Source organism: Pseudarthrobacter sp. MDT1-40-2, from assembly GCF_059383595.1.
Genome location: NZ_JBWZCL010000001.1, coordinates 1,109,358 through 1,132,011 on the forward strand (window position 1 = coordinate 1,109,358; position 22,654 = coordinate 1,132,011).

22 protein-coding genes are annotated in these 22,654 nt (G+C 65.3%); 8 read left to right on the forward strand and 14 right to left on the reverse strand.

Features of this window, described 5'->3' with window-relative positions; translation table 11 throughout:
• Window positions 1-47 precede the first annotated feature (47 nt).
• Window positions 48-2,495, forward strand: a complete 2,448-nt coding sequence (locus AC50X5_RS05200) for a DEAD/DEAH box helicase (protein ID WP_494975012.1) — start codon at window positions 48-50, stop codon at window positions 2,493-2,495.
• 48 nt (window positions 2,496-2,543) lie between these two features.
• Here the strand turns inward: AC50X5_RS05200 and AC50X5_RS05205 are convergent, their stop codons facing one another.
• The 7 genes from AC50X5_RS05205 to ssd all read right to left on the reverse strand — a co-directional run bounded on the left by AC50X5_RS05205 (window position 2,544) and on the right by ssd (window position 7,946).
• Window positions 2,544-2,915 carry an Rv3654c family TadE-like protein gene (locus AC50X5_RS05205; RefSeq protein ID WP_494975013.1) on the reverse strand — a complete coding sequence of 124 codons (372 nt, stop codon included), beginning with the start codon at window positions 2,913-2,915 and terminating at the stop codon, window positions 2,544-2,546.
• Window positions 2,896-3,255, reverse strand: coding sequence for a TadE family type IV pilus minor pilin (locus AC50X5_RS05210; RefSeq protein ID WP_494975014.1), 360 nt, complete (start codon window positions 3,253-3,255; stop codon window positions 2,896-2,898). The genes AC50X5_RS05205 and AC50X5_RS05210 overlap by 20 nt, the downstream gene beginning before the upstream one ends.
• A gap of 164 nt (window positions 3,256-3,419) precedes the next feature.
• Window positions 3,420-3,812, reverse strand: a complete 393-nt coding sequence (locus tag AC50X5_RS05215; protein WP_494975015.1) for a DUF4244 domain-containing protein — start codon at window positions 3,810-3,812, stop codon at window positions 3,420-3,422.
• Window positions 3,813-3,955: 143 nt separating this feature from the next.
• Complete coding sequence (locus AC50X5_RS05220) at window positions 3,956-4,555, reverse strand: type II secretion system F family protein (RefSeq protein WP_494975016.1); 600 nt, start codon at window positions 4,553-4,555, stop codon at window positions 3,956-3,958.
• A 33-nt stretch (window positions 4,556-4,588) separates the two neighbouring features.
• On the reverse strand, window positions 4,589-5,467 hold the full coding sequence (locus AC50X5_RS05225; RefSeq protein ID WP_494975017.1) for a type II secretion system F family protein: 879 nt from the start codon (window positions 5,465-5,467) through the stop codon (window positions 4,589-4,591).
• Window positions 5,464-6,717, reverse strand: coding sequence for a TadA family conjugal transfer-associated ATPase (locus tag AC50X5_RS05230; protein WP_494975018.1), 1,254 nt, complete (start codon window positions 6,715-6,717; stop codon window positions 5,464-5,466). Before AC50X5_RS05230 ends, AC50X5_RS05225 begins: the two co-directional genes overlap by 4 nt.
• Window positions 6,714-7,946, reverse strand: a complete 1,233-nt coding sequence (ssd, locus tag AC50X5_RS05235) for a septum site-determining protein Ssd (protein ID WP_494975019.1) — start codon at window positions 7,944-7,946, stop codon at window positions 6,714-6,716. The genes AC50X5_RS05230 and ssd overlap by 4 nt, the downstream gene beginning before the upstream one ends.
• A gap of 214 nt (window positions 7,947-8,160) precedes the next feature.
• Between ssd and AC50X5_RS05240 the strand changes: the two genes are divergently transcribed.
• Both AC50X5_RS05240 and AC50X5_RS05245 read left to right on the forward strand, forming a co-directional pair.
• Window positions 8,161-9,909, forward strand: a complete 1,749-nt coding sequence (locus tag AC50X5_RS05240; protein ID WP_494975020.1) for a bifunctional 3'-5' exonuclease/DNA polymerase — start codon at window positions 8,161-8,163, stop codon at window positions 9,907-9,909.
• A 58-nt stretch (window positions 9,910-9,967) separates the two neighbouring features.
• The gene (locus AC50X5_RS05245; RefSeq protein ID WP_494975021.1) at window positions 9,968-10,885 is read left to right on the forward strand and encodes a CHAD domain-containing protein; all 918 of its coding nucleotides are present in this window, start codon (window positions 9,968-9,970) and stop codon (window positions 10,883-10,885) included.
• Between the two features lie 6 nt (window positions 10,886-10,891).
• Here AC50X5_RS05245 and AC50X5_RS05250 read toward each other — a convergent pair whose 3' ends face one another.
• From AC50X5_RS05250 to AC50X5_RS05260, 3 genes are read right to left on the reverse strand one after another with little or no spacing between them, the layout of a single operon-like run.
• Entirely contained in the window at window positions 10,892-11,572 is a 681-nt protein-coding gene (locus AC50X5_RS05250) for an NUDIX hydrolase (RefSeq protein ID WP_494975022.1), read from the reverse strand.
• The gene (nth, locus tag AC50X5_RS05255) at window positions 11,569-12,537 is read right to left on the reverse strand and encodes an endonuclease III (protein ID WP_494975023.1); all 969 of its coding nucleotides are present in this window, start codon (window positions 12,535-12,537) and stop codon (window positions 11,569-11,571) included. The genes AC50X5_RS05250 and nth overlap by 4 nt, the downstream gene beginning before the upstream one ends.
• A 7-nt stretch (window positions 12,538-12,544) precedes the next feature.
• Window positions 12,545-13,813, reverse strand: coding sequence for a hypothetical protein (locus AC50X5_RS05260; RefSeq protein WP_494975024.1), 1,269 nt, complete (start codon window positions 13,811-13,813; stop codon window positions 12,545-12,547).
• Between the two features lie 932 nt (window positions 13,814-14,745).
• On the opposite strand from AC50X5_RS05260, the gene AC50X5_RS05265 reads away from it, so the two are divergent.
• The 4 genes from AC50X5_RS05265 (at window position 14,746) to aroQ (ending at window position 18,863) form a co-directional block, all read left to right on the forward strand.
• Entirely contained in the window at window positions 14,746-15,045 is a 300-nt protein-coding gene (locus AC50X5_RS05265) for a hypothetical protein (RefSeq protein WP_494975025.1), read from the forward strand.
• A gap of 411 nt (window positions 15,046-15,456) precedes the next feature.
• Entirely contained in the window at window positions 15,457-17,469 is a 2,013-nt protein-coding gene (gene acs / locus AC50X5_RS05270) for an acetate--CoA ligase (RefSeq protein ID WP_494975235.1), read from the forward strand.
• A gap of 108 nt (window positions 17,470-17,577) precedes the next feature.
• Entirely contained in the window at window positions 17,578-18,393 is an 816-nt protein-coding gene (locus tag AC50X5_RS05275) for a DeoR/GlpR family DNA-binding transcription regulator (protein WP_494975026.1), read from the forward strand.
• Window positions 18,390-18,863, forward strand: a complete 474-nt coding sequence (gene aroQ, locus AC50X5_RS05280; protein WP_494975027.1) for a type II 3-dehydroquinate dehydratase — start codon at window positions 18,390-18,392, stop codon at window positions 18,861-18,863. Before AC50X5_RS05275 ends, aroQ begins: the two co-directional genes overlap by 4 nt.
• A gap of 46 nt (window positions 18,864-18,909) precedes the next feature.
• Here aroQ and AC50X5_RS05285 read toward each other — a convergent pair whose 3' ends face one another.
• Complete coding sequence (locus AC50X5_RS05285) at window positions 18,910-20,094, reverse strand: MarP family serine protease (protein ID WP_494975028.1); 1,185 nt, start codon at window positions 20,092-20,094, stop codon at window positions 18,910-18,912.
• Window positions 20,095-20,274: 180 nt separating this feature from the next.
• On the opposite strand from AC50X5_RS05285, the gene AC50X5_RS05290 reads away from it, so the two are divergent.
• On the forward strand, window positions 20,275-20,952 hold the full coding sequence (locus AC50X5_RS05290) for a Crp/Fnr family transcriptional regulator (RefSeq protein WP_330187139.1): 678 nt from the start codon (window positions 20,275-20,277) through the stop codon (window positions 20,950-20,952).
• Between the two features lie 74 nt (window positions 20,953-21,026).
• On the opposite strand, the gene AC50X5_RS05295 is transcribed toward AC50X5_RS05290, so the two are convergent.
• Genes AC50X5_RS05295 through sp36 form a run of 3 tightly spaced genes read right to left on the reverse strand, consistent with a single transcriptional unit; the run spans window position 21,027 to window position 22,642 of the window.
• Window positions 21,027-21,938, reverse strand: coding sequence for an NUDIX hydrolase (locus AC50X5_RS05295; RefSeq protein ID WP_494975029.1), 912 nt, complete (start codon window positions 21,936-21,938; stop codon window positions 21,027-21,029).
• A 12-nt stretch (window positions 21,939-21,950) separates the two neighbouring features.
• A complete protein-coding gene (locus tag AC50X5_RS05300) occupies window positions 21,951-22,484 on the reverse strand; it encodes a RidA family protein (protein WP_494975030.1) in 534 nt (177 codons plus the stop codon).
• A 2-nt stretch (window positions 22,485-22,486) separates the two neighbouring features.
• Entirely contained in the window at window positions 22,487-22,642 is a 156-nt protein-coding gene (gene sp36, locus AC50X5_RS05305) for a Sp36 family protein (protein WP_330187135.1), read from the reverse strand.
• Window positions 22,643-22,654: the final 12 nt, after the last annotated feature.

Genomic DNA, 22,654 nt, shown 5'->3' on the forward strand with positions numbered 1-22,654 from the left:
CTGGCACCGATACGTCGGCCAGGGCGCCCGGATGAAAGAATGTTGGGGTGAACCCCCATGACTCGCTGATTCCCCTGCTGGGCCGCGGCCCGGATCCGGAGCAGCTCCGTCATGTCCACGTCATCCCGGCCCGCCAGGCCATCCACGCGCCCTGGCCCGAGTGGGCGCATCCTGACGTGGTGGACGCCTACCGTTCGCTCGGAATCCAGGAGCCCTACCGGCACCAGATCGAAGTTGCACGGCTGGCCCACTCCGGCGAACATGTGGTGATAGCTACCGGCACGGCATCGGGAAAGTCCCTGGCCTACCAACTGCCCGCCCTCGACGCCATCCACCGCTCCGAACTTCGCGTCCTCACCGAACCGGGGAAAATCCACGACGACGGCGCCGTCACCTTGTACCTGTCCCCCACCAAAGCGCTGGCGGCGGACCAGCTCGCCGCAATCCGGGCCTTGAAGCTGCCCACCGTCCGCGCAGAAACGTACGACGGTGACACCGACCCCGCATCCCGCCGCTGGATCCGCGACCACGCAAACTTCATCCTGGCCAATCCGGACATGCTCCACTTCGGGATCCTGCCCAACCATGCCTGGTGGGCCAGCTTCTTCCGCCGGCTCCGGTACGTCATCATTGACGAAGCCCACAGCTACCGTGGCGTTTTCGGCTCCCACGTGGCCAATTTGATGCGCCGGCTGCGTCGGATTTGTGCCTATTACGGGGCCGGTCAGTCCCTGCCGGAGCCGGTGTTCATCGCGGCCTCTGCAACAGCCGCCGAGCCCGGAAAATTCTTCGGCCGGCTCATTGGTGCACCCGTCCGGGCGGTCGCGGAGGACACATCACCCCACGGTTCCACCACTGTGGCCCTGTGGGAACCGGCCCTGCTGGAACTCAAGGGCGAAAACGGCGCTCCCGCCCGCCGAACCGCCATCGCGGAAACAGCCGATCTACTGGCCAACCTTGTGTCAGCCCGGATCAGGACCATCGCCTTTATCAAGTCCCGCCGTGGTGCCGAGACTATTTCCAGCATCACCCGGCGCCTTCTGGACGAGGTGGATCCCAGCCTTCCACAACGTATTGCCGCCTACCGCTCCGGTTACCTGCCGGAAGAACGCCGCGAACTGGAGCGTGCCCTGCGTTCAGGTGAGCTGCTGGGGGTTTCCAGCACCTCGGCCCTGGAGCTGGGTATAGATATCTCCGGCCTGGACGCCGTCTTGGTGGCAGGCTGGCCGGGCACCAGGGCATCCCTTTTCCAGCAAATCGGCCGGGCAGGACGGGCCGGGCAGGACGCCATTGCCGCCTTTGTTGCCAGCGACGATCCCCTGGATACCTACCTGGTGAACCATCCCGAGGCGATCTTCGACGTCTCTGTTGAGGCCACCGTCTTCGACCCCGGCAACCCCTACGTGCTGGGCCCGCACCTCTGCGCGGCCGCCGCCGAGCTGCCGCTGGGTCCCGGTGAACTGGAACTTTTCGGGCCCACGGCCGAACGTCTGCTGAACCAGTTGGTAGCCCGCGGCTATCTGCGGCGCAGGCCGGCAGGCTGGTTCTGGACCCACCCGCAAAGCGCGGCCGGGATGGTCAGTCTCAGGGGGGACGGCGGCGGCCCGGTCAACATTATTGATGCGGACACAGCCTCGGTTCTGGGAACCATGGATTCGCCACAGACCCACTACCAGGCCCATGCAGGTGCAGTGTATGTGCACCAGGGCGACACCTACGTGATTGAGGAACTGAACGAGCAGGACCACTGCGTTGTGGCGCGGCGGGCTAACCCGGATTACTACACAACGGCACGGGACGTCACCCAGATTGAGGTGCTGGAGACGGTACGAACGGCGCAGTGGGGCGACATCAGCGTTCATTTTGGTGAGGTCCGGGTGACCACGCAGGTTGTGTCCTTTCAACGCAAGGCCCTGGTCTCCAACGAAGTCCTGGGCGAGGAACCCCTGCAGCTGGGCGCTCGCGACCTTTTCACCAAGGCGGTGTGGTTCGTGGTGGACAACCGGTCACTGACAGGTGCCGGCCTGATTGAAGCGCAGTTTCCGGGCGCCCTCCATGCGGCCGAACACGCCGCCATAGGGCTGTTGCCGTTGGTGGCCTCCAGCGACCGCTGGGACATCGGCGGGGTTTCCACTGCCCTGCATGCCGACACAGGTGTGCCCACGATCTTCGTGTACGACGGCCACCCGGGCGGTGCCGGGTTCGCTGAACGCGGCTTTGACAAAGCCCGGACCTGGCTGGCCGCCACCCGGGACGCTATCAAAGCCTGTGAGTGCGAGTCCGGTTGCCCGTCCTGCGTGCAGTCACCCAAATGCGGCAACAAGAACAACCCGCTGGACAAAGACGCCGCCGTGACGCTCCTGGATGTCCTTTTGCGTGACGCGAGGGACGCGGGGCCGGCGGACACCAGTACTGGCGATCCAGGTCCTGGCCAAGCAGGTCCTGGCGGCCGGGTTGCCGATGCCGGTGCTCCTGCCGGAGTGCCCGCCACATAAGCATCTCCAGGGGGGGTTAGCCGGGCATTTTCTTGGGCATGAAGCCGGTCATTTCCGTTGTGGCGGGGGCGGGCCTGCCCTGGATGTGGCTGTGGCCCGACCAATGATGACCGCGGCGTCGAGCTGGATCCGGACTTCCACCGAGCTATCAGCTGATGTGGTGCACTCGAGCAGTTGGGCGCTGTGGCGCGCTGCTACCTCCCTGGCCACGGCACAAGGCTCACCGGACGTCAGGCCCCGCCAGGCATCAGCGGCCGCGAGCGCTGCCAAGTCCGCCGCTGACGCTGCCCGTCCGGCCATGACCGAAGCCTGGGCAAGAAGCAGCAGCACCGACAGGCAAAGCACCAGGACCATCCCAAGCCCGGCGGCCAGCACCGTTCCGGAACCACGCTCCGCATCCTTACCCGCCAACGGAGACACCAGCCAGTGACGTGGGCCAGGACGTTGCCTCGGTCCGTGCAGTGGCTGTGGCGGACAGCGTCCATGGCACCATGCCTCCCAACGGACCGCTTGCTCTGTCAGCCACCGTCACGGTGGACCAGTCTCCGTCAGTGGAAACGGAAGCGGAAGCAGTTGATCCGGCCAGCGAGCGGACGGTCTGAGCCACGGCGGCTGTCTCCCCTCCCCGCGCGAGTTCGCGGGCGCCTGCACGGGCTGCCCCCTCCAGCCGCAGCTGGGTTATCCCGGCGGCCGCTCCGGCAAGAAGCAGGGCAAGCAGGAACAGGACTGCGGGAAGGACAACGGCAAACTCGGCAGTCACTGCTCCGCGGGATCCCGAAGCCAAAGCCCACTGACTCCAGGTTTTCCGACACCGGTTTACCCCGCGGTGGCCTTTCCGCTTCCGGTTGATGCTTCCCCTGTCATCCGGGTTCCGCTGCCTTACAGCTATGCCGCTGCCAATGCCCTTCCCGCAGCCCGCGCCACTCATGGGAGGGCTAGTGCCGTACGGATGAGGTTGAGCAGGAACCCACGTACTTCTTCACTGCGGAGCACGAAAACCAGCAGGCCGGCGAATCCGACAGCGGCCAAGGTGGCAATCGCGTATTCCGCAGTGGCCATACCCGCCTCCGATGCCATGAGTCGGGCGCGGCCGAAGTAGTTCAGCTTGAGCCGCAGGATGGCGAGTCGGTTATTCCTGCGTCGGGCCGTGACGCGGCTACTGCCGGTGCTGCTGCCTGTGATGATGCCGGGGTAAAGCTCGATGACCTTGGCCAAGGTGCCGGGAGCGTCCGGACCGGCATCAGCTTCATCGGAAGCGGTGGTACTGAAAGCCTGTGCCGGGGAGGTTCCGGCGAGCGTTGTGAGTTGTGCGGACATTGCTTTTCCTTTCAATTGCCCGGCGGATTTACCGGATACATCGACTGTCCCCGCCCGCTACGGGCCTCCGAAAGCCCCGGTTCCGCCAAGTGGATAACCCGGCCGAATCAGCCCCTGTGGAGGGAAGGTGTCCGGCGGCTGTTTCAGCTTCCGGACGGCACCAGCGCGAGCAAAACGGGCACCACGCCGAGACAGATAAAAGCCGGTAGCGAACAGAGACCAAGTGGAATAACCAGCTTCACGCCCAGGGAGGCAGCACGCTTTTCGGCCTGCCGGAACCGGTCACGGCGGATGCGCGCCGCTTGCGCGTACAGGATGGTGGCAGAGGGCGCGCCGGTGTACGCAGCGAAGCCAAGAGCATCACGCAGCAGCACGATGTCCGGATGGAGCGTGCTGCTGGTCCGCCAGGCGGTCTCCCAGTCAGCGCCGATAGCCAGCGCCGCCACCACGGGCCGGAGCGGTCTTCGAATCTCCTCGACAGAGGCCGCTGCCACGAGTTCAAGTGCCCTGCCCAGGCCCGATCCGGCCTCGAGCATCGCCGCCACCAACTCCAGCACCATGGCAGGGTCGCGCAAGCCGGGCTGTCCGTCAGAACGGCTGCGGCCATCCTCATCTCGGGTCCCTGTTTTCGGTCCTGACAACCCATGCAGTCTTCGTGCCAGGGCAGAGCGTGCCGGGAATGACAGCCACGCGGCGGCGGCAAGGATCAAGGCAATAAGCAACGGAATTATCAGGTCAGCCATGGCAGGGACCCCGAACCGGGCGTTGCACCGTTCTCATCCGAGGCCTGCCGCTGCTGAACGGACCAATCTGGCAGACCATACACGGCCGGCGACGGTCAGGGTAGCACCGGCCAGCAGCGCGGCGATCCCGATGGGCGTGTTGAGTAGCATGGCCACCGGGTCAACGCCCAGCACGGCGCCTAGACCCAGTCCCGTCAAAGGCAGCCAGCTAAGGAGGGTAACGGTGCTTTTGGGTCCGGCAAGCGCCGTCTGCCGGGCTGCTTCGGCGTCGTCCTCCACCTCCAGCTGCGCCGCCAGCCTGCTGAGGACATCGGCTAACGGACAGCCACTGGCGTCCGCAACATCCATGCACGCGGCGACGTCGAACCACACCCGCTGTTCACGATTGCCAGGCAGGAAGGAAGCCCGCAGGGCGGCATTTCTGATGGCTGCCGGCACCGGAGCGCCAAGCCTTGAGGCACCCCGCGCCGCCGCAAGCACGTCCATTGACGCTCCACCCAACATAGTGCCGGCCTCAGCGCGCTGAGGCCGGCGGGTATGAGTCACAGTTCGGACGGATTGGCCCGTGGAAAGCCCGCCATGGACCAGCATCAATTCCTCCCAGAGACGGGCCTGATTCCGGCCGCCCTTGAGGAGTGCGGCCATCTGCTGCACCACCAGTGTCATCGCGTCCTGGGACCCCCTGAGACGGGCCTGCCCACCCGGGAGCCGCGATGCCGCAACTGCGAGGATGCTGGGCGTGCCTGGGCGGTTCTGCTTCCCGTTGGCAGCAGCGGCATCAGCAGCGGGAGTACCGGCCCGCCAACCCAGCACCCTTTGCACCCGCCGGATCCCACCCTGTCGCGGCGCCAGCATGAGAGCGGCGGATAACACCAGCAGTCCGGTCAGCAATGCCGGAACCAACACCGTCATGAAGGGGGCCCAAGGACATCGGTATCCAGCCCGAGACGCGTCGTAAGTATGGTCCACGCCTGCCCCGGACGGGCCTGTCCGTCAACGACCTCCAGCGCTGGCACCACGGCCAGCTTGCCGTCGTGGTCCATGACGACGCCTATGCAGCTGAGTCGCCGCCCTTTTGCCGTGCGCTCAACGTGGATCACGACATCCAGGGCGTTCGCTGCCTGGAGCCGCACCGCCTGCTGGTCCAACCCGGCCAAAGCGCCCAATGCCATGAGCCGGGCAGGCACAGCCATAGCGGTGTTGGCGTGGATGGTCCCGCCCCCGCCGGTATGGCCGGTGTTCATTGCCGTGAGCAGTTCACGGACCTCGGCACCGCGGCATTCACCCACCAGCAACCGGTCGGGGCGCATCCGCAGGGCCTGCCTGACCAGTTCCGCCAGGTCAACGCTACCGCCGCCTTCCAGGTTTCCGTGCCGGGTCTCCAATGCCACAACATGTGGATGGACCGGGTTGAGTTCAGCGGCGTCTTCAATGAGGACCAGCCGTTCATGGGGCGGACATAATCCCAGCAGGGTGGATAGCAGGGTGGTCTTGCCTGAGCCGGTGGCGCCGCTGATCAGGAAACTCAGCCGGCTCCTGATGATGCGCTGCAGGATGTCCTGGACGCCGTCCCCGAAGAGTCCGTTCTGCCGCAGCTCTTCAAGTGAAAACACCTGCTCCCGCCGGATTCTGATGCTGAGCAGCGTGCCGACGGTGGAGATGGGCGGCAGGACCGCGTGGACGCGGTATCCGGCCTCGAGCCTGACGTCCACGCAGGGAGAACCGTCGTCCAGCCGGCGCCCGCCGGCCGCCACGAGTCTGGCTGCGAGCGCGCGGACGTGCTCCTCCCCGGCGAACGCGGCCGCTGCCCGTTCCAGGCCGGCACCCCTGTCCACCCAGATCGAATCGGGGGCATTCACGAATATGTCCGTGACCCTGGGGTCCCGGGTCAGCTGTTGAAGCGGTCCGAGTCCGTTCAGCTCGGCGCTGAGCCGTTCGGCCACCGCCAGCGATCCTGCAGTTCCAAGGAGGCGCCCCGTTGCCTGGACTGCTGCTGCCACCCGCGACGGCGTGACGGGCCCTGCGTCCGCCATTACTGACTCGCGGACTGTTTCCAGCAACCCGGCGTCCATACTGGCCGCGCCAGCGCGGCCTGCACCGTTGCGCGGCAATTCACCGGGTTCCGGTTGGCGCCGCCGACGGCCGGTTGGTACGCCGTTCATGACATGTCTGCCGGCAGCAGGACATCGTCTACGGCGTCCAGAACACCGGTAGCAAAGCGTCGTACGGACCGCCGCTTCCCAAGGTCAAGCAGACCTCCCGATTCGGTAGCGGCAGCGGTACCCCGGATTTCCGGGATGTAGCCGTGGATTGGTAGCCGCACGGCTTCTGAGATCAGCGCGGCATCCAGTGTTGCCTTCGTTTTCCCCCGCACCAGCATTCCTGTCTCCACAGGCGGGAGTTCCTGCACCAGCCTGGCCGCGGCGACTGCTGCCTTCAAGTGGGGTGGAACGACGATGAGGATTCGGTCGCAGTCCCAGGCGAACTGCTGGAACGGCTCGGCAGCACGGCCGATATCAACCACCACCACCTCAAACCCGCGCCGGGCCGCGTCCAGGACTCCGGCCAGGGTGGCTCCGGGTATTGCCGCGGGCCGCTCACGGTTGCCCGGCCATGAGAGGAAGGAAAAACCTCCGGCCACTGGCAGTGAATGCCTTAACTGCTCCGGATCTATGCTTCCGCTGGCATCAGCCAGGTCCGGCCAGCGCAGCCCTGCAGACTCCTCCGCGGCAAGCGCCAGTTCAAGCCCACCGCCCCAGGGATCGCCGTCAACCAAAAGAGTACTGGCGCCCAGTCCTGCCGCGGCCTGGGATAACCAGATGGCCGCGGTGCTGGCGCCTGCCCCGCCGCAACCTCCTGTTACCCCGATGAGCACAGCCCCTGCTTCCGGCGACCGTGAGCGCGCAAGATACTCTGCCAGCCAGCCGGCCGCATCCGGGAGCACGGCAACACGCTCGGCTCCGAGCGCGGCAGCCAGATGCCACAGGCTGTCCCCTTCGCCGCTGGTTCCCACCAGGACCGCAGGAGCCCGACGGCGGGGCGGGAGTTCCCTGATATCACTCCCCACCAGCACGGCTTCTGCCGCATCCCAATAGGGGGCCGCCTGGATGGCGTCGTCCATGCAGCGCAGCTGGCCTCCGGCTGCTGCGACAATCCGCGCCACCTCGTTGCGGAGGAAATCGAATGCCGTTACCAGCAGGATCTCGCCGGACTGCCCCGGCAGCCACGGCTGCTCCCACTGGTCCACCGAGCCATTGCCGCCAACGATTGCGCCGGCAGCACTGCCGGCCCCAGCAACTGTTTGCCATAGGTTCGGATGGACAGCCGGTTGGTAGGGTGCCTGGACCGGTGGTGGCTCGGGGGCTTCCGGCGGCCGTTGATGCCTGTTCATGCAGCCACTGTGCCTGCCGCCGGCTTGGCGGAGGAAGGCTGTAGAAGTGCTATGTGGAAAACACGCTGCTCCGCCGTTCCCTAAGCCGCAGGCAAAAGGTCTGTGGGGGAACAGTGGCGTAACGGCGGGCCGCAAAGTGCGCAGCGGAACCAGGCTGTCCACATACCGAAGCGGCTGGTATGAACTGAACCCCGGGAGCGGGCAGAATTGAGCTATGTACCTGCTCCTCGCCTCCCACCCTGATGGGGCGGCCCTGCAGGCTCTGACTGCCACCGGTGATCCCCACCCGGACCGCCCCGAACCGCGTGTGATCCGCACGGCCGAACTTCCCGCCGTCGTCCGCAGCCTGGAAACCGCCGGCAGCAGCACCAGGCCGCGCTGGGTGTGGCACCGCACCCAGGATTGGTATCCGCGGTTTCTGGCTGCCGGTGTGGACCTGGAACGCTGCCACGACCTCACGCTATGCGGCAACATCCTGGCGTTCTCCGAATTCACCATCCATACGGACTACGCACAATCCAGCGAACGGCTTCCGGCAGACGACGGTCTTGTAGAGCCGTCCCGGGTTCTCCGTCCGCCGCCGCCGCCCGCCGACCAGGGTGCGCTGTTTGACGCGCCCCGGCACACCGCGACCGGCTCGGGCGGGGCAAACGGTGCTGCCGGGCAAAACCTCGGGCTGAAGGACCTGCGCAGTGAGTTCGCGGCCCAGCAGCGGGCCGTCTCAGAGGTTCCGCTGGAGGGGAACCAGCGGCACAGGCTCCAGCTCCTGCTCGCCGCGGAGTCGGCCTCGGCCATGATTGCGACGGAAATGCAACATGCCGGACTTCCGTGGCGCGAGGACGTCCATGGCAGCATCCTCGAGGATTTTTTGGGACCGCGGCCCGCCAACAGCCAGCGGCCCGCCAGGCTGGAGGCCCTGGGCAACGAGCTGCGGCGGCTGCTGGACTCGCCGCGGCTCAACCCGGATTCGCCCCAGGACCTGATTCGGGCCCTGCACCGCAATGGCATCGAAGTGAAGTCCACGCGGCAGTGGGAGCTGAAGGGATCGGACCATCCGGCCATTGAACCGCTGCTTGAATACAAGAAACTGTCCCGGTTGCACACCGCCAACGGCTGGGCCTGGTTGGACGCCTGGGTGGCGGACGGCCGGTTCCGGCCTGAATATGTGGTGGGCGGTGTGGTGTCCGGCCGCTGGGCTTCGCGCGGCGGCGGCGCCCTGCAGATTCCGCGCCAGATCAGGGCGGCCGTGCGTGCCGAGCCTGGCCACAAACTGATAGTTGCCGACGCCGCACAGCTGGAGCCGCGCGTCCTGGTGGCCCTCGCACAGGACATCAAAATGGCGGAAGCTGCCCGGGACAAGGACCTGTACGCGGGCATCGCGGCGCAGGGCTTCGGCGGTGACCGCGCCAAAGCCAAGGTCGCTCTGCTCGGCGCGATCTACGGCGCCACCACGGGTGAATCCGGCCGCCTGATGCCGCAGCTGGCACGGACGTATCCACGCGCCGTCGAATATGTGGAACGGGCGGCCCGGGACGGTGAGGCCGGGCGGACCGTTAGCACCAGGCTGGGCCGGAGCACGCCGCCGCCATCGGAGGCCTGGTACCAGAGCCAGCGTTCGACGTCGGCCGAAGAGCAGCGCCGCGCAGAATCTATCGCGAGGTCGCGGGGAAGGTTCACCCGGAATTTTGTGGTGCAGGGATCGGCGGCGGACTGGGCGTCGTGCTGGCTGGCGGAATTACGACGGCGGCTGCGTGCCCTGGGTGCCGGCGGTTCGGTGACCGGCGAACTCGTTTTCTTCCTGCACGACGAGGTGATGGTGCACGCCCCGGTGGCTGCCGTCCCCTCCTGCATTGCGGCGATCGAAGACGCCGCCAATTCCGCCAAGGAGCTATTGTTCGGGAAGGTCCCGGTCGAGTTCCCCGTCAGTGTGTCCGTTGTGGACTCGTACGACGCTGCCAAGTAGGCCATCGAAGGGGGCCGTGCCGCTTGCCGGGGGTCCTCGCCCGGAGGAAACTGTCGGAATGAGCGACGCGCAGCCAGCAACACGAGGCAAGAAAAAGAGGATCAAGCCCGGAGCCGCGGTGCTTGCCTACGCCCAATTGCAGCTGTCGGAGCTCGACGGGCACCTGGGTCTGGTTGCCTCAGCAGACCCGGAGGCCGTTCACGGCGCACGGTTGGCCCTGCGGCGCTTCCGCTCAGCGGTCAGTGTCTACCGCGACTTCCTGCCGCCCCTGCCCAAACACGACCGAAGAATGCTGAGGAAGCTGGCACGCAGGCTGGGCGAATCCCGCGACGCCTATGTGATGGCCCGTCGGTTGGAACTGGCCATGGATGCGGGCAACTGGCGGCGCCCAGCCGCCATCCGGGGTTTGATCGGCGCCCTCGGTGCCCACTCGGCGGCCCAGGCGAAACTCTTGGCCACAACAGGTCCTGACCTGGTCGATTGCCGGCGCTCCATCCGGAACTTGTTGCAGGCGCTGGACGCTCAGCCCCGCAAGACCATGGGCAGGAAGAAGGCTCGTACGGCGCTCCAGTCCAAATGGACCGCAGTCCGGGAACAGCTGGAGGCCACCATGGCGGAGGCCCCGGAAGAGGTCCACTTCGCGTCCCTCCATGAAACGCGGAAGGCCCTGAAGTCGCTGCGCTATGCGGTGGAAGCGGTGGCGGAAGCATTTCCTGACTCGGCAAGCACCATCCTGGAACCTGCCATCATCCAGCAACGCCTTTTGGGAGACCAGCACGACGCGGTTGTGGCCCGGTCACGGCTCACCACAGCCGCTGGCCGGCACGCGCTGGACGCCGGTGATGCCGCGGCCCTCGAGGAAATGGAATCGTCGCGGGCCCTCAACGCCGAGGTGGAGTTTTACCGGGCGGCCGGCCAAAACCCTGTTCCGCAGCCGGACAGCGCTCTCACCAAAAGAGTTCGCGCACACCGATGAGCGTCCTCACAACAAAATCGGATACTCCCGGTCCCGATCCCACGCTACGGTCCAGCCCAGTTGGTCGAACAATTCGTTCAGGATCAGGCCCGTAAACCCCCACACCACGACGTCGCGTACCAGGAACCCAGGGCTTTTGTGGGTCTTCCCGAAAGCAGTGATAGTTGCCGTGACGCGGTTGGCCGGGTCCAGCAGGTCCCGGACCGGGACGCGGAAAACCTGCGCCGACTCGCCGTAATCCACGACCCTTACCGGTGACGGCGAGGCCCACCAGGCGAGAACCGGTCGCACCAGGAAGTTGCTTCGGATCAGGCCCAGCTCGGGCAGCACGCCCACGATCTCGACGCCGGCAGGGTCCAGGCCGGTCTCTTCTTCGGCTTCGCGGAGGGCTGCCTCCACTACCGATTCGCCATCGTGCTCAAGACCGCCGCCGGGGAAGGACACCTGCCCCGGATGTGAATTCAGCGTGTGGGCGCGTTCCAGCAACAGGACGTCCAGGTCCGCCGGGGCGTAGGGTTTGTCCGACTTGGCGGGCACGTCGTCCAGGGCACCGAAGAGGATGAGCACTGCCGCCCGGCGCGCCACGGCCGGGTCCACGGCGTCCGGATCCAAGTGCGGATGGCTGCCTGCTCCTTCGCCCGATTCGTGGGCGGCCACCAGCTTCAGCAGATCGTCCCGAACGTTCATCCAGCTGTGCCCTGCCGCTGCGACGCCATCCTGATTTCGGCTGCCCGGTGTGTCTCGGCCAACAGCTGGGCAAGGAGCGCTTCGTTGCCCGGCGCCAGTTCGTATTTGCGCAGCTTGGCCGCCTTGACCGGCTCGGTTTCCCCCAACCCATAGCTGGGGCACCAGTTGGCTACGGGGCAGGCGCCGCAGGCGGGCCGGCGTGCGTGGCAGACCCGGCGCCCGTGGAATACCACCCTGTGTGACAACTGGGTCCAGTCCTTGGGTTCAAACAGCGCGGCGACCTCTGCCTCGATGCGAATCGGGTCCTCGGAAGCGGTCCAGCCGAACCGGCGGGCCAACCGGCCGAAGTGCGTGTCCACGGTAATACCGGGAATCCCAAAAGCGTTGCCCAGCACAACGTTCGCTGTTTTGCGGCCGACTCCGGGAAGCGTCACCAGATCCTCGAGCCGGCCAGGGACCTCTCCGTCATACTCGTCCACCAGCCGGTTTGCCAGCGCCAGCAGGTTCCGTGATTTGGCACGGAAAAAGCCGGTGGGCTTGAGGATTTGTTCCAGGTCGCCCGGGTCCGCATCTGCCAAATGCCGCGCGTCCGGGTACCGGGCGAACAGCAATGGAGTGATTTTGTTGATGAGGACATCGGTGGTCTGCGCGGAAAGGACGGTAGCCACCAGCAGTTCGTACGGGTTGCGGAAGTCCAGTTCGGCATGCGCGTAGGGGTAGGCCACGGCCAGCTCCCGGTTGATCCGCCGTGCCCGCCGTTTAAGTGCCAGCAGCGATTCGCCGGGCACAGCCTTCGGTGCGGGTTGGGTCAGCGCCGTCCCCTCAAGTGCGGGATCGTTCAATACAGGATCATTCAGTACAGGATCGTTCAGTGCAGGATCGTTCAGTGCAGGATCATTCAGTGCCGGATCGCTGAGCGCGGGCTCCTTCGCCGTCCGGCGCATCCGCTCCGCGGGCGTGCTCATGGTGCTATTAACCCCGCTCGATATTGCTGAGATCGTGCAGAATCCCGACCCGTCCGTCTGTGTGCTGAACCAGGAATTCGTTCCCGCGGTCTTCAAGGGCCAGCACCCAGCCGCCTGGCTCGATCACAAAGACCGGAGCGCCGGAGTGCGGATCAACGGCGGTGCGCGGCTGTGCTACGGCGAACCAGAAGGCCTCATAGGTGGGCTGCTCATCCGGTTCGGGACGGCTCGCGGGATCGACGGTGGCACCGATCGGTTCCTGCTGACGGACCTGCGGGTTTACCGTGGTGGCCGGCGTAGCGGACCAGCGGTCCGAGGCAGCTTCAGTGTGCTGGACGGAGTCTGTCGCGCGGGCGCCCTGTCCGCCTTCAGCCCTGGGAGGCACGACGGCGGACGCGGCCGTGGGTGCCGCCGCCGCTGCGGCGGGTGCAGCAGATGGAGTGGCGGCGGCTCGACCCGCGGTACCGGCGTCGTGAATTCCATTCTGGGACTTCCCGGCGTCAGAGTCTCCTGCCTCAGACCTTCCGGTCACAGATGCTACGGCGGACGCAGTCTTTGCGGCAGCAGCCCTAAGGGTTGCAGCAGGGCCGGAAGGAGAAGCCGCAGCATGACCATCTTCCCGGGCAGCCGGGTTGGGCACCTTATCCTCACGGGGCTTCCGTGCCGGAACTGCGGAATCGCGGGCAACGACGTGGGCGGGCGTCTCGGCCCGGTTCAGGAAATCGCGGCTGAAGAAGGGGATGAACCGGCCCAGAACAGTGGCGGCGAACAACAGGATGGCACCGAGCAGGCCAACAAGCATCGTTGATTCGAAGGAGGCCGCAGCGGCCAGGAAAAAGAAGCCGAGGGTGTACGACGCAGTGACGGAAGCGAACTGGTCAATCGACAACGAGCCGATGCGCAGGCTTGTCTGCGGGGTCAGCCGGCGGGCCACGAAGAGTGCCACAACTATGAGCGGCAGCAGGATGCCCAGGGCCAGGGAGAACAGGCTGCCCAGGTTCCAGAGATTGTAGGTTTCGGCGAACAACGGAAGCAGGGAGGCCACGAAGAGCAGGAGCCCGGCGGCGAAAACCGCGAGATCACGAGTGGTGAAGGGGCCCAGCGCTGCCTTGGCGCCGGCGCCGGATCCAACCGGCGCTGACGCACCGGGCGTAGCCACGGCAGTCGGCGTCACACCCGGCGCTGACGCCCCCGAAGCGGCGGCGCTTGTACCAGCGCCCGGCGTTGGAGAGCCGTTCCGGGGCGCATCAGTGTGGGCGGGGCTTGGGTTGTTCATTCGGTTCTCCTTAACGTGGCGCCACAGTCCAGGCGTTTCGGTGGTCACCGGCTCGCTCAAGCTCCGTGCCACATAATCACGATTACAACTCAGCCTAGTCAACGCCCCTGACGATCACTAGCCGGGCGTTCCGTGGACCGCACAGGAACAAACACGGCTTGGGACTGCCGCCGAAAAAGGCGTTGCCGCTTGACGCCTCCCGTGACTACTTCAATTCCCTTTTCCGGCGGAGCATCCGGACCTTCCACCGCAACGTGTCTGTGCGGCTAAAGCACCGCATGTCATCTGGAGGACTGTAGCCGCCGCTATTGACCCCGGCACCGCACAGACGTAACGTGGCTTCCGTCGGGAGGCGAATTTCTAAGGCCTCCGAGTCGCCAGCCGTCCACGGCAGGCGCACCGCCACGGGCTGGGGTTCGGCGGATTCATCGTGCAGCATGTGCATAGAAAGAATCCCAATCAGTAACCAAACCAGCCGGAACACCCTCGATCTGGTGAGTGGTGAGGACAGCACAACCAATGGCGCTGCTGGTCGCTCCCCGAATTGAAAGGCGCAGCCCACGCTAGGTGCTGCGGCCTCGCGGCTCTCTGTCTTTTATGAGGGCCACCAAATCACACGCGGACCTGCCGTAGCGGGATCCGTGGCTCCTGTTTATTTCTGCCTTCGGGCCTCAGGCTCCAGGTATCTGCAGAAAGTCTGAAACAAATGAAGCTATCACTCCGCCGCGTCCTGACTCTGTTCGCGGCAATACTGTTCGTCCTCGCAACGGGAATGACTGCCGCGCAGGCGGTCACGAACTTCGACAACGCTCCCCCAGGGAGCGCACTACACGAAGGGTTCCGGTGAGCCGGTCTGTACCCTCAACGGCCTCACCGTATCCTGTACGGGTACGCAGATCGCAGGCGTCGGGAACACAAACGCAACCGTTACATTGACCGTCACCAGCACGTTCACGGGCGTGTGCCACAATCCCGGATCGAAGAGCAAGGTCGTAGACCCGTTCACTGAGTCCGAGACCACGACCACATCCAGCGTGATCACGTCGACCAAGAACGGCAGGCTTGTCGTCCCGCCGCAGAGTGCGACCGGAACAAGCTCGCAGCAGTTCCTGGCTGATTTCAGCTGCCCGAACCCCAACTGGGAAGCGGATATCACTGGCACCAGCATCAGCTATGAGTACAGCCTGACGTTCGCCGGGTACACCCAGCCGGCCATCCTGGTCACTGGTTAGTCGAGCGCTATTGAGGTAGGGCAGGACCAGTCTGCCGCCGCTTGGAAATCAGTCCGCAAACCTATCGCTTGACTTACGGACTGCACGGCCCCGGAGAACCCGAGTTGGGGGCTCCGGGGCCCACCCACGTCTGATGACAGCGGGCAAGGCCAAACGTGCACTGCCCCCTCTATTTCCGTCCCGGGACAGGCGCGTGCCATTCAACGCATAATAAACGCCACTCACGGCTCCTCCTGTGATCAGCAGCACAGCACTGTGTGGCGTAGGCGATAGTCTGTCAACGGAACAGCTCCTTACGGGGTGCCGTGTCCCACGCCGCAGCCCAGCGAAGTGCCGGTGGCATGTGCCTAATCGCGGCCGGGACACACAGCATTCGAAGGTGGCAAAGAACGACGAATGATGAGGTTCACTATGTCCCAGGACATCACCCAGCCCGGTGCCGCCGTCGACGCCGGATCTTCCGTGCGGCCCGACCAGCAGGGCGACGCTTTCGAGAATCTGCTCCATGAACACCGCAGGTTTGAGCCCTCTCCCGAATTCAAGGCTTCCGCAGTTGTCACCGAGGCCGACTACGCGGAGTCCGAAGCGGACCGCCCAACTTTCTGGGCCAAGAAGGCCCGTGAGTTGCTCACCTGGAACAAGGATTTCACCGAAGCTTTGGACTGGTCCAACCCGCCGTTCGCCAAGTGGTTCGTGGGCGGCGAAATCAATGCCGCGTACAACGCTCTGGACCGCCACGTGGAAAACGGCCTGGGCGACCGGGTCGCCATCTACTTCGAAGGCGAACCCGGTGACACCCGCCAGTACACCTACGCGCAGCTGACCGAAGAAGTCAAGAAAGCCGCCAACGCGTTCGAATCCCTCGGCGTGGCCAAGGGAGACCGCGTCGCCGTCTACCTGCCCATGATCCCCGAGGCTGTCATCACGCTGCTGGCCTGCGCCCGGATCGGCGCGATCCACTCGGTGGTGTTCGGCGGTTTCTCCGCCGATGCCCTCCGCTCCAGGATCGAGGACGCCGAGGCCAAGCTGGTGGTCACCGCTGACGGCACATACCGCCGCGGCAAGCCGAGCGCCTTGAAGCCTGCCGTGGATGATGCCCTCGCCCGGGACGGCCACAGCGTGCAGAACGTCATCGTGGTCAAGCGCAGCGGCCAGGACGTGGACTGGCACACGGACCGCGACCTCTGGTGGGATGAAACCGTAGGCACGGCGTCAACGGAACACACTGCCGTTGGACATGACTCCGAGCACCCGCTTTTCATCCTCTACACCTCCGGGACCACGGGAAAGCCCAAGGGCATCCTGCACACCACCGGCGGTTACCTCACCCAGGGTGCCTACACGCACAGAGCAGTATTCGATCTGCATCCGGAAACGGACGTGTATTGGTGCACCGCCGACGTCGGATGGGTCACCGGCCACACCTACGTCACCTACGCGCCGCTCATCAACGGCGCTACCCAGGTGATGTACGAGGGCACCCCGGATTCGCCGCATCAGGGCCGTTGGTGGGAAATCGTGGAAAAGTACAAGGTCTCCATCCTCTACACGGCGCCGACGGCCATCCGGACGTTCATGAAGTGGGGCCGTGAGATCCCGGACAAGTACGATCTGTCCTCGCTGCGCCTGCTGGGCTCGGTGGGCGAATCCATTAACCCCGAAGCGTGGATGTGGTACCGGAAGGTCATTGGCGGGGACAAGACGCCCATCGTGGACACCTGGTGGCAGACCGAAACGGGCGCCCAGATGATCGCCCCGCTGCCCGGGGTCACAGCCACCAAGCCTGGCTCCGCGCAGGTTCCGCTGCCCGGCATCGCCGTGGACGTCGTGGATGAGATGGGCGAGTCGGTGCCCAACGGACATGGCGGCTTCCTGGTGATCCGGGAACCTTGGCCGGCCATGCTCCGCGGCATCTGGGGCGATCCGGAACGCTTCAAGGACACGTACTGGTCCCGCTTTGAGGCCATGTACTTCGCCGGCGACGGTGCCAAGAAGGACGAAGAAGGTGACATCTGGCTCCTGGGCCGCGTGGACGACGTCATGAACATCTCCGGGCACCGGCTTTCCACAACGGAGATTGAATCAGCACTGGTGAGCCACCCCGCCGTAGCGGAAGCCGCCGTCGTGGGTGCAGCAGACGAAACCACCGGTCAGGCAGTGGTGGCGTTCGTTATCCTCCGCGGGGACGCCATTGACTCCGGTGACGAGATCGTCCAGGAACTCCGCAATCACGTGGGTAAGGAAATCGGCCCGATTGCCAAGCCCAAGACCATCCTGGTGGTCCCGGAGCTGCCCAAAACCCGCTCCGGCAAGATCATGCGGCGCCTCCTCAAGGACGTGGCCGAGGGCCGCGAAGTCGGCGACGCCACCACCCTCTCGGACAATACGGTCATGCAGCAGATCGCCACTTCCCTGCGGAAGTGACATAAGGGCAACAGCAACAAAGCAACGACGGCGGCGCTTCACTGGTATGCGGGGGGCGCCGCCGCCGTATGCTGGGGGCAGTCCTGCTGATCGACCGAAGGAACGCCCATGCTGCCTGCCGCACGACACCAGGTCATTGTGGACGCCGTCCAACGGGAACGGGTGGTCCGCGTGTCCGACCTCGCGCAGCAACTGGGTGTCTCGCTGATGACCATCCGCCGGGATATTGAACTCCTGGAAGAATCCGGGCAGCTCGAGCGCATTCACGGTGGAGCCAAACTGCCAGGTGGCGCCAGCACTCACGAACCGGGCTTCGAACTGAAGTCCACACAGCTCACCGCGGAGAAGCGGGCCATCGCGGTGGAAGCCGCCGCGATGGTGCAGGAGGGCATGGCAGTTGGCCTGAGCGCCGGCACTACCACCTGGGCTCTGGCAGAACAGCTGGTTCACGGTCCGCGGATCACCGTGGTTACCAACTCCATCCGGATCGCAGATCTCTTCCACCACGGCTCCTCAGCGGGGGCGGCCCGTTTCTCCTCCACGGTGATCCTGACGGGAGGCGAGCGCACGCCGTCGGACGCCCTGGTTGGGCCCATCGCCACTGCAGCGCTGAAGCAGCTGCACCTGGATGTTCTGTTCCTGGGCGTGCATGGCATGGATGAGGCAGCCGGCTTCACCACCCCCAACATCCTCGAGGCAGAAACCAACAGGGCATTTGTTGCTACCGCACGCAAGATGGTGGTGCTGGCTGACCACAGCAAGTGGGGCACGCTTGGCATGAGCAGCATCGCCGATCTCGAAGCAGCTGACGAGGTCATCAGTGATGACGGACTCAGCCCCGAGGCCCAGCGCATCCTGGGCGAGCGGGTCGGCAAGCTGAGGATCACCCGGATCGCCGCTCCCGGACTAGATTGGACATCATGACTGACGCACCTTCCTCCTCCGACGCCGGCACTGCCTCCTCCAACTCCATTCTTGTGATCAACGGCCCCAACCTGAACCTCCTGGGTACCCGTGAACCGGAAAAGTACGGCACGTCCACGCTGGCGGACATTGAGCAGCTTGCCATTGAGGCCGCTTCCGGGCATGGCCTCACCGTGGATTGCGTCCAGTCCAACCACGAAGGCGACCTGATCGACGCCATCCACGCGGCGCGGGGCACCGCCCTCGGCATCGTCATCAACGCCGGCGCCTATACGCACACCTCGGTGGCACTGCGTGACGCGTTGGCTGCCGTGGCGCTTCCCGCCGTCGAGGTCCACATCACCAATGTGCACCAGCGCGAGGAGTTCCGGCACCATTCTTACCTCTCACCGGTATGCACAGCGGTGATCGTGGGCGCGGGCGTGCAGGGCTACAAGCTGGCCATCGACTTTCTGGCCATGCGGCGCTAGCCCTTCTGCTGCCTGTTGCGGCGCCGCCTACGTTGGTTGGCGCCGCCTACTTCTGGATACAGGGCCCTGGCGCCACCGGGGCGTTCAAAGCCGGCGCCTGCGCCACCAGCGGCGCAAGGTCCGCCATGGTGATGGCGAAGCCCAGCTCCTCGTCAGAGGTGGTCTTGGCGAAGACAACACCCGCCACAGTCCCGTCCATGGTCAAAAGCGGGCCTCCGGAGTTCCCCGGCTGGACGTTGCCGGCGATCCGGTAAACCTCCTGCGGCGCCGCGTTGTTGCCGTAAATGTCCGGCACCAGCACGGTCACTATGTCTTGGACACTTGCCGGCTGAGCCTGGAACGGGCCGCCGTGCGGGTAGCCGGAGAACGCCGCTGTGGAGCCCGGGGGGAGGTTACCGCCCAGGGCCAGCGGGTCCGCCGGCAATCCACCCACGGAAAGCACGGCAAGATCGTTCACGGTGTCGAAGTGCACCACTGAACCGGGCAGCGCGCCCACGCCCGGTATTTCCACCACCGGCTGCGACACGCCCGCCACGACGTGGGCATTAGTAACCACTTTCCCTTCCGCCACCACAAACCCGGTGCCGGTCTGGTTCTGGCCGCACTGGAAGGCCGTACCCGTGATCTTGAGCACCGATCGCGCTGCCTCGTTCAGAGCCGGCGTGTCCGTGCTGGCATCTGGAATCACGGCCGGCTGGCCCTGCCCGAACCCTTCGATCAGGGTGGGGATCCCGTCCCCGATCACCACAGACCGCAGCTGCGCCATGGTGGCCTTCACGGGTGTGGGAGTGGCCCCGTCGATGACGCGGATCACCTTTGATTCGGCCAGTTGCTGGGACAGGAAGGGCACGCCCAGGGTGCTGACGCTGAACGCCAGCATGGACATCACCAGCGCAGACACCACCACGTTCGCCAGACCGCCCACCAGCCTGTCAATGGCACGCAGGGGCTGGATCCGCACCACGCCGCGGATTTTCCGTCCGATCATGGTCCCGATGCCGTGGCCCATCACTACCAGTACGACGGCGGCAGCTACCACCGCGGTCAGGCGCCAGTTGGGATCGGAGACGAGGCTGCTGACAAGGGGGATGGCCAGGAAGGCGGCGACAGCACCTGCCGCGAATCCGGCGATGCCCCCGACAGTAACGAGGAATCCGTTGCGCAGGCCGTAGAACAGGTACGAAATCAGGGCCAGGATCAACGCCAGGTCCAGAAGGGTCAGGCCAAACACTAAGGCTCCTCACAAAGGGGTCAAGCCCCAATTCTAATGTTCATCCCTGACAATCAGCCCCAAACCAGGTCCTGACGGACCTTCAGCGGGCGTTTCGCATGCCAAGTACGTCACAGACAGTTGAAAATTCTGAAACAATGGCAAAAGCGTCACAGCCGACTTATTAATTCAGGAGATTTCATGGACATCGAGGTACTGCGCCGAGCGCCCCTTTTCGCCACGCTGGACGACGAAGCGTTCCGTCTGCTGACAGATGAGCTGACAGAGGTGGACCTTTCGCGCGGTGCGTCGGTATTCCGGGAAGGCGACCAGGGGGACCAGCTGTACTTCATCGTCTCCGGCAAGGTGAAACTGGGCCGCACGTCCCCCGACGGCCGCGAGTCCCTGCTTGCCATCCTCGGCCCGGGTGAACTGTTCGGCGAGATGGCACTGTTCGATCCGAGCCCCCGCACGGCAACAGCAACCGCAGTCTCGGAAACCCGGCTCGCCGGCCTCCGCAATGACAGCCTCAACACCCTGCTGCGCACCCGCCCGGAGGTGTCCGCCCAGCTGCTCCAGGCACTGGCCCGCCGGCTCCGCCGCACCAACGATTCATTGTCGGACCTCGTGTTCTCGGATGTTCCGGGCCGTGTGGCCAAGGCGCTGCTGGACCTCGCAGACCGATTCGGCCGCCCGGCAACGGATGGTGTGCTGGTGGCCCACGAGCTCACCCAGGAAGAACTTGCCCAGCTGGTGGGCGCCTCCCGCGAAACCGTGAACAAGGCCCTCGCAGAGTTCGTTCAGCGCGGCTGGCTGCGCCTGGAGGCCCGAGCCGTCGTCATCCTGGACATGCAGCGCCTGCGCCAGCGCTCCCGGTAGTCCAAAACGCAAAGAGAGCGGGGCCGGCACCAGTAATGGTGCCGGCCCCACTTTTTTGGTTATAGAAGGCGGCCCTAGCGCTCCCGCTGCGGCTCTCCCGCGACGGTCTTGGCGGCCTCTACCTCGAGCAGCAGCTTTCCGTCTTCTTCGACCAGGCGCGGCTGGTAGACGTGGGCTTTGCGTTTGTAGCTGAGGTAGGCGATGCAGCCGTTGGCGTTCGCCATCTTCTCGAGCATGATCTCGGAGCCCGGTACCAGGAGTTCGCCCAGCGTATGGCCGACGGTGTTGGGCTGGCCCACTTCGTCGCCCAGGGCGGAGGTGTCGCGGGTGGCCATGATTGCGGCCGGGCTGACCCACCGGCCCCATACCCCCTTGTCCTCAAGCAGGGTGGGTTGCTGGTTCATGGGCACTGTGGCGGCGAAGTACCGGGTGTTGAACCGGCGGTGCGCGAAGTCCGGACTCAGCCAGTTCACCAGTGGCCTCAGCAGATCACTGCGAACGGAAAGGCCTCGCTTTGCCAGGACATCGGTGAAGGACTTCTCCTGCTCGGCCACGGCCCTCCGGGCACGCATCCAGTCTGGAGTAAAGGTCGATTCCACGGTGGTGGAGAGGTCCGTTCCCGCGAGCAGCACGCCGGTTTCCTCGAAGAGTTCACGGATGGCGCCCACCACGTGGCGGCGCGCCAGCCCGACGTCAGTGGTTCCCATCAGTTCGGCCCACTGCTGCGGCGAGGGACCCAGCCAGCCTACGGAGTCGTCGTCGGACGGTTCCAGCGAACCACCCGGGAAGGCCAGAACGCCCAGCGGCGAGGAGCCGGGCCGGTAAGCCAGCCAGGTTTCCAGGCCGTTGGGAGAGTCGCGGAGCAGGACTACGGAGGAGGCAAAACGCGCCGCCCGGGCTGTCCTTTCACCGTGCTCCAGCCAGCTCTGCGCCGAGCCAACAAGCTCTGCGGGCAGAACAAACAATCTTCTGGCTAGCTGAGGCAAAGGGAACCGGTCCTAGCTGAATTCGGCAATCAGTTCGACTTCCACCGGGGAGTCGAGGGGCAGGACGGTAACACCGACGGCGGAACGGGCGTGCTGCCCGGCCTCGCCGAAGACCTGGCCCAGGAGTTCTGACGCACCGTTGATCACGCCGGGCTGGCCGGTGAAGGAGGCGTCCGAGGCAACGAAGCCAACGACCTTGACGATCCGGGTGATGCGGTCCAGATCGCCAATGACGCTCTTGACTGCGGCCAATGCGTTGACGGCACAGATGGCGGCATACCGCTTGGCATCTTCCGGTGTAACGGTGGCCTCATCCGAGGCACCTTCGCTTCCGGAGGATACTTTGCCGGTTCCTTGGAGTTTGCCGTTAATAAAAGGCAGTTGGCCGGAGGTATAAACGTGGTTCCCGGAGATGATCGCCGGCACGTAGGCGGCCACCGGGGCGGCAACCTCGGGAAGTTCCAGTCCAAGACCGGCAAGGCGCTGTTCGACGGCGGATACCGGGGCTGCGGGCGCTCCGGCAGTGGCCTCGGAAGAGGTAGTCATGGCTACTGCTTCTCCCGCTTAAGGTAGGCCACCAGTCCGTTGCCGTCAGGCCCGGCGACCACCTGGACAAGCTCCCAGCCGTCCTCGCCCCACTGATCCAGAATCTGCTTGGTGGCGTGAATAATGAGCGGAATTGTCGCGTACTCCCATTTGGTCATGAGCTTAAGCCT